General features: G+C 44.0%; 6 protein-coding genes. 2 read left to right on the plus strand and 4 right to left on the minus strand.

Going from position 1 to position 10,388, the window contains the following annotated elements:
• Positions 1-3,687, minus strand: a 3,687-nt coding sequence (locus V7K27_RS12860) for an NB-ARC domain-containing protein (RefSeq protein WP_334947683.1), incomplete at its 3' end; no start/stop codon positions are given.
• A gap of 174 nt (positions 3,688-3,861) precedes the next feature.
• On the opposite strand from V7K27_RS12860, the gene V7K27_RS12865 reads away from it, so the two are divergent.
• The gene (locus V7K27_RS12865; protein WP_334947685.1) at positions 3,862-4,089 is read left to right on the plus strand and encodes a hypothetical protein; all 228 of its coding nucleotides are present in this window, start codon (positions 3,862-3,864) and stop codon (positions 4,087-4,089) included.
• Positions 4,090-4,216: 127 nt separating this feature from the next.
• Here V7K27_RS12865 and V7K27_RS12870 read toward each other — a convergent pair whose 3' ends face one another.
• The 3 genes from V7K27_RS12870 to V7K27_RS12880 form a co-directional block, all read right to left on the minus strand.
• The gene (locus V7K27_RS12870; protein WP_334947686.1) at positions 4,217-4,975 is read right to left on the minus strand and encodes an ATP-binding cassette domain-containing protein; all 759 of its coding nucleotides are present in this window, start codon (positions 4,973-4,975) and stop codon (positions 4,217-4,219) included.
• Positions 4,976-5,358: 383 nt separating this feature from the next.
• Complete coding sequence (gene dps / locus V7K27_RS12875; protein ID WP_334947688.1) at positions 5,359-5,934, minus strand: DNA starvation/stationary phase protection protein Dps; 576 nt, start codon at positions 5,932-5,934, stop codon at positions 5,359-5,361.
• Positions 5,935-6,049: 115 nt separating this feature from the next.
• Complete coding sequence (locus tag V7K27_RS12880) at positions 6,050-7,102, minus strand: aldo/keto reductase (protein WP_334947690.1); 1,053 nt, start codon at positions 7,100-7,102, stop codon at positions 6,050-6,052.
• A 1,040-nt stretch (positions 7,103-8,142) separates the two neighbouring features.
• On the opposite strand from V7K27_RS12880, the gene V7K27_RS12885 reads away from it, so the two are divergent.
• Positions 8,143-9,882, plus strand: a complete 1,740-nt coding sequence (locus V7K27_RS12885; RefSeq protein WP_334947692.1) for a fasciclin domain-containing protein — start codon at positions 8,143-8,145, stop codon at positions 9,880-9,882.
• Positions 9,883-10,388: the final 506 nt, after the last annotated feature.

The following is a 10,388-nucleotide window of genomic DNA, read 5'->3' on the forward strand; positions in this document are numbered from 1 at the left end:
TATATCTGGCAGTTTGTCAGCTAAGGCACTCAAGGCTTTGGCACGATATTCCTCATCCTGAATCGCCCTGGCAGCAGCAAGGGCTTCTGGCAATAACTCTGGTGACAGCTTGTCAGCTAAGGCACTCAAGGCATTGGCACGAGAAGACTCAGACTGAATCGCCCTGGCAGCAGCAAGGGCTTCTGGCAATATATCTGGCAGTTTGTCAGCTAAGGCACTCAAGGTATCGGCACGATATTCCTCATCCTGAATCGCCCTGGCAGCAGCAAGGGCTTCTGGCAATATATCTGGCAGTTTGTCAGCTAAGGCACTCAAGGCATTGGCACGAGAAGACTCATCCTGAATCGCCCTAGCAGCAGCAAGGGTTTCTGGCAATATATCTGGTAGTTTGTCAGCTAAGGCGCTCAAGGCATTGGCACGAGAAGACTCAGACTGAATCGCCCTAGCAGCAGCAAGGGCTTCTGGCAATATATTTGGCAGTTTGTCAGCTAAGGCACTCAAGGTATCGGCACGATATTCCTCATCCTGAATTGCCCTGGCAGCAGCAAGGACTTCTGGCAATAACTCTGGTGGCAGTTTGTCAGCTAAGGCACTCAAGGCATCGGCACGATAATCCTCATTCTGAATCGCCCTAGCAGCAACAAGGGCTTCTGGCAATAACTCTGGTGGCAGCTTGTCAGCTAAGGCACTCAAGGCATAGGCACGATAATCCTCATTCTGAATTGCCCTGGCAGCAGCAAGGGCTTCTGGCAATAACTCTGGTGGCAGCTCGTCAGCTAAGGCACTCAAGGCATCGGCACGAGAAGATTCATGCTGAATCGCCTTGGCAGCAGCAAGAGCTTCTGGCAATAACTCTAGTGGCAGCTTGTCAGCTAAGGCGCTCAAGGCATCGGCACGATAATACTCATGCTGAATTGCCCTGGCAGCAGCAAGGGCTTCTGGAAATATATTTGGCAGCTTGTCAACTAAGGCACTCAAGGCATTGGCACGAGAAGACTCATGCTGAATCGCCCTGGCAGCAGCAAGGGCTTCTGGCAATATATCTGGCAGCTTGTCAGCTAAGGCACTCAAGGCATCGGCACGAGAAGATTCATGCTGAATCGCCCTAGCAGCAGCAAGGGCTTCTGGCAATATATCTGGCAGCTTGTCAGCTAAGGCACTCAAGGCATCGGCACGAGAAGACTCAGACTGAATCGCCCTGGCAGCAGCAAGGGCTTCTGGCAATAACTCTGGTGGCAATTTGTTAGCTAAAGCACTCAAGGTATAGGCACGATAACGCTCATACCGAATCGTCCTGGCAGCAGCAAGGGCTTCTGGCAATAACTCTGGCAGTTTGTCAGCTAAGACACTTAAGGCATCGGCGCGAGAAGACTCAGACTGAATCGCCCTAGCAGCGGCAAGGGCTTCTGGCAATAACTCTGGTGGCAGTTTGTCAGCTAAAGCACTCAAGGCATCGGCACGATAACGCTCATACCGAATCGCCCTGGCAGCGGCAAGGGCTTCTGGCAATAACTCTGGTGGCAGTTTGTCAGCCAAGGCACTCAAGGCATTGGCACGAGAATCCTCATCCTGAATCGCCCTGGCAGCAGCAAGGGCTTTTTGCTGTGCTAATTCTTGAAGATTTGGTGGCAAATAATTGACTAGTTCTGCCAACGAATTGACTTTCTCCTTTGGTTCTGGTTTTTGCAGGGCATAAGCTAGTCCTTGTTCGGGAGTCCACATCTTGTTTTTGACCAACGCTACCAGCAAATTTGCTGGTAGATTAGCTGCCAAACTATTCATCGATGCAGTAATCAAAGCATAACGACACTGCAAGCTTAGTGTTGATTCAGTCCGATTCGCTTCTGCTAGTCCCCAGGCACGAGAAATATCTGTGATGTAACCGCCAGTTTGTGCCAATTGTTCTCGCACTTCATACCAGCCATTGCTTCCAGTTGCAGACTCTTCCCGTAATAACTGGTGAATCTCTTCTAACTGTCCAGCCTTTTCTAAATGCCAAACTAAATACTGATGAATGTAACCATCATCGGGTAAAGTATGCCATAAACCATTCTGGGTTTTCTGCCGATACTTCTTTAAAAAAGCAGCGTGAACATCAGCAAAATTTAAACCCAACCCAGCCAAATCTCCTGCGCGCTTTGGCTCAGAGGGAGCAGTTAACAAATTACAAGCTAAATCGTGGAATAAGTCATGTAAGCGATAGGTAGGCATACCATCAGCAAGCGGTACTCCTGTTAATAGCAATGCTTTATTCCGTAAATATTGCAACATCTTGGCAGCATCACGCTTATCCATCTGCCACAGCGTTGCCGCCATCATCTTATTAATGTTGACATCCTCCGGCAATACTCCTAACCAAGAGAAATGCTCCTGCTTTTCTGGTGGCATTCTCTTGACACTCAAATTTAATGATGCGGTTAAACTCAGGCGTTTTAAACTAGCCTCATCATTAATTTCTTCGGCTTCTGGTCGGTCAAAACTTGTTAATCTGGCTACTTCTTGCTGAATATCCGCCAAGAGTTCATTCCAAGTCGTACCACAGGCAACTTCGGCGGCTGCGAGTTCCAATGCTAGGGGAAGATAACCAACGCCTTTGGCTAAATTTTCTGCTGAGTGACGTTCTGTGCCTGTAATCTCGCGTCTTAATTTCTTGGTCAGCAATTCCATTGCCTGGTCTGGTTTCATTATATCCAGACTGTAGGTGCTGGCTGCTAAGGCATCGGCAATGTGACCTTCACGAGTAGTTACTAAAACTTGACAACGCGCACCACCAAAATTAAATGCTCGTGCATCTTCGGTATTCCAAGCATCATCAACCACCAGCAACACAGCCTTCTCATAAAGCAGAGTCCGCAAATGGGTGGAAGTTGCTTCTATACTTGTAGGCTTAAAGCTATAGTCTCCTAATGCTTGCACCCAGCCACTAAGTAAAGCAAGCACATTGGGTTGTTGACCTAATGTTGCCCAAAGAATGCCATCACAAAAACGAGATTGTATTTCTGTATTATGGGCTAAAGCCACAGCTAAAGTAGATTTGCCCACCGAACCCAAACCGTGAATCGCAGTAATTACCAAAGTGCGACTATCAGACGATGAACCATTTAAAAGACGAGTCTTTAAATCATTGCTGTACTCTGGACGTTCTACAAAGTGTGTGGGTAAAGGTGGCGCTTGAAATATTTGTATGTGACCTAACCCCCTAACCCCCTTTTCTACAAGGGAAGGGGGAACATTCAAAGCCTCTCTCCCTGTGGGGGAGAGGTTTGGAGAGGGGTTATTTAATTTCGATTTCTTTGGTCTATTCTTTTCCCACGCTTCATCAAACCCTTTCAGGTTCTTCTCTCTATCTTTTGACCATAGCTTTAAAGTAAAGCGCCAGTCATCAGAACCTTGAGTTTGGAGACGGTTATCTTCCAGAATCTTCAAAAAATCCTTCAGCAAATTCAGCGCTTCTCGAATTTGCACTTTAGTTAACTTGCCAGGGTATTTATCTTTTTGGGTCAGCAACTCCAACGTGACTAACGTAGTCTGCACAGTCAGCTTAAGATTAGCGCTGTCTTTGTCTTTCCAGTCGTACTCAATTTTAAAGTTACCGTCCTCAAATTCTCCATCAACAAAACAGAGCAATGCCTCTAGCAGACGCTTAACTCGCTTTTGAATCTGAAGCCCATAGGTAGTTCGTGGCATTATATCCCAAAAAATTCAGTAAGAAGTTTGGGGCTACCCCATATTGAAACTACCACCCCAAACTCATGTAATCCAGATTCTAAGGCATTTTCAGCAAGATTAGGGTATTTGCTTAGGGACACAACCCCAAAGAGAACCTGTATCTATACAAACAACTCTTTGGGAGATAAATAAATGCAAGGCAAGCGTCAAAATATTCTCAGTAAAACCATTGCTTTATTGCTGGCAATGCAACTATTCTTAATTGGTTTACAAGCTAAAAGCCAGATTGACCAAGGTAACTCATCCATTGAGGCGTTGATTTGGATGATTCAACAATATATTCCAGTGCTGGTTAAAATTCGTAGCTTGCAGGATAAAAGGGAAAAAAACGATTCTCCAAAGCTCAAAAGTAAAAGATGAAGTGGTAGGGTGTGTTAGGCGGAACGCTGTAACCATTGGTGTCAACTTAAGGTTAAAAGGGCGGTTAGAAACCGCGTCTACACGAGGCTTAACCCACCTCCGTGGGTTAAGAACCCTGCCAAAACTTTCATAAAGTGCTTGGCACGGAACGCAGACATTGAAGAAAGGCGAGGCTTTCTGGGTGTTGCGATCGCATAAATTCATCTGTTGTCCCCAATACTACCAATTCTCCGCCACACATTAAACCAATTCTCGATGCCAAAATAAAGGCTTCTTGAATATCGTGGGTAACAAAAACAACTGTCTTTCCTAATTCTTGTTGCAAATGCCGAAACTCTTGTTGAAGTTCTAAGCGCGTAATCGGATCGAGTGCGCCAAAGGGTTCATCCATCAATAATACTGGCGGATCTGCTGCTAAAGCCCTCGCTACACCAACTCTTTGCCTTTGTCCTCCCGAAAGTTCGTGCGGGTAACGTCCGGCAAATTGTGCTGGTTCTAAACCCACCAATTGCAACAATTCATAAACCCGCATTTTAATTTGTTTAGATTGCCAACCTTCCAAAGCTGGAACTAAACCGACATTGCGTTCCACAGTGAAATGGGGAAATAAACCAATTTCTTGAATTACGTAACCAATCTTTCGCCGCAGTTTAATTTCATCCCATTCAGTTGTGGGAATGCCATCAAATAAAACTTCGCCTTGTGTAGGTGTAAATAAGCGATTAATTAACTTCATTGTTGTAGTTTTGCCGCTACCACTGCGCCCAAGTAATACCAGTGCTTCTCCTTGGCGGATGGTGAAATTGAGATTTGACACCAATGGGCGATGATTGCGGCTAAAAGTGACATCGCGGAATTCGACGGCAGTTTGGTTATTTTGCGGCATGAGTGGCTTACTTGTTGTAAGTCAATTATCCAACTTATTAATCAAAAACCACGAAAACTTCCATACACAAACAGGACTTACGCAAACAATAGCCGAAATCTTGATTTTCTTTTTAGGAATAAGAATTAAATAACATACAATTTATGTCCCTGGCTTACCTCACCCTCAATCCCTCTCCTTATAAAGGCTAGGGTGTTGAATTACCCCCCTTAATCCCCCCGATATATTGGGGGGAAACAAGAAAATCCGGTTCCCTCCCCTTTATAAGGGGAGGGTTAGGGTGGGGTAAGTTCGCGCCTAACGCACCCCTAGATAAGATGGTGCGTTACAGCTTAAGCCGTAACGCACCCTACTACTACTAAATTTAGTGTTTCTCAGAAGTCTTATTTTAGAGCAGCAGCAGGTGTCTTTTGAGTTTTAGTAGTACCCGTTTTACCATTCTCTGCCTTAATTTCTACTACTTGCAGATGAGCTTCTAAGAACCAGAGTCGTTTGTCAATGGTGCGGGAAATTTCGGTGTAAAGATCGGCGGTATCCAGGTCGTCTAATTCATCAGTTTTAGCGATCGCTTCCCGGATATGTTTACCATAAATTGCAAAGCGATCTGACAACGCTGTTACATGGTCTTTACCATCCAAAATATCAAAGAGATATTCTGGTAAAATTGAATTGCTAGCTGCGGCGCGGGCTGTTCCTAAAGCATATCCGCCTAAAGCTGTGACGCGTTCAGCAACTAGATCGACATACTCTTCCAATTCACCTGCAAGTTCATCAAACAATTCGTGCAACTGATAGAAGTCAGTTCCTTTAACATTCCAGTGCGCTTGCTTTGTCTGGGTTTTCAGATCCAAAGTAGCTGCTAAGGTTTGATTGAGAAGTACCACGATTTGCACTCGCGCTTCGGCGGGAATGTCAATGCGGGTGGGAAACAGACGTGATGAAATCGTGTTGTCGCTCATAGTTCTACCTTAATGCCTTTTACATCTAACTGTACAGATTTTTTTTGGCTATGGGAAACTCTCTGACGATAGATTAAATTAATGGCTGAATGTGTTACTGTATATGACTATTGCCTTAACTGCGATGGTTTTCTATGGTATTAAATGTACCACCGAAAAGGCGATCGCGAATTACATCGTTCTGCAAAAAGTCATGGGGAAAACCTAATTCAATTTTACTCACTTCATCTAAACTTTGCAAATGTTCTGGCGAGAGAGTGACTTCTATTGAAGCTAAGTTGTCTTGAAATTGCGTTAATTTACGTGCCCCAACGATCGGAATAATCACGCCACTTTGAGCGCGTAACCAAGCTAATGCTACCTGTGAGGGTGTGTGTCCAATTTCTGCTGCAACTTGGCTAACAACTTCAGCGATCGCTAAATTCCGTTCTGAAATAGTTCCTAATGCTGCATTTGCTAATCGCGCCTGTTCGCTACCCTCTTGAGGAGGCTGATTATACTTACCTGTTAGCACACCACCACCTAAAGGCGACCACGGTGTTACTGCTAAATCAAAAGCTTTAGCCATCGGTAGCAAATCTCGTTCTGGTGTTCGCTGAATTAAACTATATTCAATTTGTAGGGCGACAAACTGCGTCCATCCTTGGTATTGGGCGATGGTATTTGCTTGGGAAACAATCCAAGCAGGGGTATCAGAAATGCCGATATAAAGTACTTTACCTTGACGAACTACATCATCTAGCGATCGCAACACTTCTTCAATAGGTGTTGTGAAATCCCAAGCGTGCAACCAGAATAAATCAATGTAATCGGTATTCAGCCGTTTTAGACTACCTTCTAAAGATTGAATTAAATTCTTGCGATGGTTTCCACTGGCGTTAGGGTTGCCCGTGTTGTCGTTCATCCGCAAGGGAAAGGAATATTTTGTCGCAACTACAAAGCGTTCTCGTTCTAAGCCAATCAACTCACCAACAATTTTTTCACTGCTACCATCGGTATAACCGTTGGCGGTGTCAATGAAATTACCGCCTGCTTCTACATAGCTATCAAAGATTTTACGACTTTCGTCAACAGATGCACCCCAACCCCAATCTTCACCAAAGGTCATGGTTCCCAAGGAGAGTTCAGAAACTCTTAACCCGCTTTTGCCCAAGAGTTTGTATCTCATGAATATTTTCTCATTAATGAAAAAACTAAGCAAATACCATCCCAAAGGCATGATAACAATTCAAAATTCAAAATTCAAAATTCAAAATTCAAAACATTTTTAGACGTTCGCGTAGCGGACGCACCAGAAGAGAAGTGCCTTACGGGGGTTCCTCCCCTTGCAAAACTGTACCCTTTTCTTCGAGACGCTGCGCGAACGGCGTAGCTCAGGGCATCGCTTCCGACTTCTTTAAAACACCCTCTTCAGCCCATTGATCAACAAGATTCCTGCTCCCTCTCCTTGGTAAGGAGAGGGTTGGGGTGAGGTTTTACAACGCTTTTTATAAAAGTGAGATGCTCCCTTGTTAAAGGTAGGCAAACTTCTGCTCTGCTGTACTAGTTTATCTATGAGTTAATTTTCCGAAAATTCTCTTTTGCCAAAAAATAATTCTTAGCCAAAATTCTTTGGCGCAATCATGCCCGAAATTTTTGGTTGCGATCGCTAACTCCACTGTAGTATTTCAATATTTTCCATCACAGACAACTATCTAAAGGGTGAAACTTTTTCCTCGAAATCCAGCCATTAGTTAGTTGTATAATTTTTATCCAAGAGTAATAATGTATCGTATTGCCAAGAAGCATTTGATTTCTTAAATTTTGCTAAAGATTATGATACATTGATCTTGACAGCATTAACCCTGCTCGGCAATTATAAAGAGATGGCTATTGAAAGCCAGTTTTCCTACTGCTTGACTGCGATTTTATAACTGAATAAAATCGCCTAGTTGCACTAATTATCTTTATTAGTGTCATCTGTGGTTCTTTAAAAATCAAATAGGAATTCTAGACTAACTATGTGTGGTGAACATTTGCATAAATGTTATGAGGTGTCAGAGCAGCTACTCATAATATCCAACATTTGACTTTTTCAGAGTTAATGATTGTATTTCTGGTTTCCATATCGGGGCAAACCAAACAATCATCTCGATATTTGTATTCACTTAAGCTTGCATCCAGTATTTTCCAATAGTCAATCCAAGAATTTGAAAAGAGGATATTTCCATGTCTAGTTTCTTTCGTTGGTCATCAGGAAGGGTTGTTTTAATAGTTCTGGGAATGACAGCTGCGACAATAACTCCCATCTTAATTTCCGCCCCAGCTTCATCTCAACCTACTGTTCCATCTACAACACCATCGCCTGAGACACCATCGCCTGCGACACCATCGCCTGAGACACCATCGCCTGCGGCACCATCGCCTGCGACACCATCGCCGAGTTCATCAATTAACTTATCTGATGTTTCCTCAGATTATTGGGCGCGTCCCTTCATTCAAGCCCTAGCCGAAAATAACGTGATTGCTGGCTTTCCTGATGGCACATTTAGGCCCGATCAAGCTGTGACTCGTGCTGAATTTGCCGCTCTAATTCAAAAAGCTTTCGGCAACCAAAACCGAGTTCGGCAATTAACCGCAGGTGGATTTAGTGATGTTCCTGCTGGCTATTGGGCGGCTTCTGCAATTCAGAGCGCCTACGAAACTGGATTTTTGGCGGGCTATCCTGGGAACGTATTTTTGCCAAATCAACAAATACCCAGAGTACAGGGGATCGTTGCTTTAGCAAGTGGTTTGGGTTTGACTACTAGCAGTACTGGAGCCAGTAGTGATCTGGGCACCTATTACAATGACGCCTCAAGTATCCCGAACTACGCTGTTAGTGGTGTGACAGCAGCAACACAATCTAATATTGTTGTTAATTATCCAAATGTAAAACAACTCAATCCGCAACAGCCCCTGACTCGTGCGGAAGCTGCGGCACTTTTATATCAAGCTTTGGCTAAACAGGGACGGATACAACCGATTGCAAGCAATCTTCCAGCTAGTCAGTATATTGTCGGTGGAACTCAAACCGGTAGCGATATTGTTTCTCTTGCTGCATCCAGTAGTTCTCTGACAACTCTGACTTCTTTATTAAAGACAGCTGGTTTAGCAGATATTCTTCAACAGCCTGGTCCTTATACAGTTTTTGCTCCTACAGATGAAGCATTTGCTGCTTTGCCTGCTGCTACCCTACAGCAGTTACAGCAACCAGAGAACAGAGAAGCATTGATTAAGATTTTGAGATATCATGTGGTTCCTGGTGCAGTAACTGCTAGTCAACTAACGAATGGGGAACTGAAAACCTATGAAGATAGACCTGTAAATATTAAAATCGATCGCGCTAACAATCAAGTTGAGGTGAATAATGCCAGAGTTATCCAGGGGGACATCAAAGCTAGCAATGGTGTTATCCATGCAATTAACCAAGTCTTGATCCCGCCTGATATTAACATCAGTAAGTTAAATCAGCCACCAACAGCAAACACGCCTAATGTTGAGCCAGGTAGATCGACTCGTGGTGGCAGAAGCTACGTTGGAGTTGCTGGTAACATTGGTTTGAGTGGTAGTGATACAGCTTTGAGTGACGGTAACTTTGCAGCGATTAGCAAAATTGGTCTGACACGTAACATATCAGTGCGACCATCGGTGATCTTTGGGGATGATACACTGTTTCTGGTTCCTTTGACTTTGGATTTTTCTCCCAGCGTAGCAGGTTCAGTGGGCGAAAGAACCTATACTATATCTCCTTACATAGGTGCTGGCGTAGCGATTGAAGCTAATCTCGATACTGATTTTGGATTACTGCTAACTGGTGGTGTAGACATTCCTCTCGGTTCTAGATTTACGCTCAATGGTGCTGTAAATGCGGCTTTTCTGGATGAAACTGATGTCGGTCTACTATTCGGACTTGGCTACAACTTCTAATTAAATAGAAGTAGAACACGCGGTAGAGGCAATTAATGAACATTGGTGTCAACTTACAGCAGAAATCATGTATTTGAACCACATCTGTCGTAGGGGTACAGCATTGCTGTGCCCCTACCGCGTGGTCTATTTACCTGAAAATAGCTGTAAGGTGAAAGCCAGCCTAAAACCAGCATTTAGAGATTATCTCGTTCCCAGTCTCTGACTGGGAATGCCTAATTTGAGGCTCTGCCTCAAGACTTGCGGCATAGCCGCTATGAGGTGCATTTCCAGCTTCTTGCTGGAAACGAGATTTTAAAAGAGTTTTGGCTTAAGTTGACACGCATGATTAATGAATTGCCTCTACGTGAAAATCATTCTTTTCGGCTATTGTTTGCGTAATTCCTGAGTAAGTTTGGTTCCAACTATACTTAGGGGTTGCTGAAAAAGTATGAAAAAGCAATTCTTTTGGGTTGACTAGTTATTCAAGCAAAATCAAAGATAAGCTTTTGTTGTTTATAATTAGC

The organism is Nostoc sp. (assembly GCF_036919575.1).
In the GTDB taxonomy this organism is placed as follows: Bacteria; Cyanobacteriota; Cyanobacteriia; order Cyanobacteriales; family Nostocaceae; genus Nostoc.

Bases quoted from the DNA above. Each gene is read 5' to 3' on its own strand.
- V7K27_RS12865 (WP_334947685.1), top strand. From the start codon at position 3,862: ATGCAAGGCAAGCGTCAAAATATTCTCAGTAAAACCATTGCTTTATTG.
- V7K27_RS12870 (WP_334947686.1), bottom strand. From the start codon at position 4,975: ATGCCGCAAAATAACCAAACTGCCGTCGAATTCCGCGATGTCACTTTT.
- dps (WP_334947688.1), bottom strand. From the start codon at position 5,934: ATGAGCGACAACACGATTTCATCACGTCTGTTTCCCACCCGCATTGAC.
- V7K27_RS12880 (WP_334947690.1), bottom strand. From the start codon at position 7,102: ATGAGATACAAACTCTTGGGCAAAAGCGGGTTAAGAGTTTCTGAACTC.
- V7K27_RS12885 (WP_334947692.1), top strand. From the start codon at position 8,143: ATGTCTAGTTTCTTTCGTTGGTCATCAGGAAGGGTTGTTTTAATAGTT.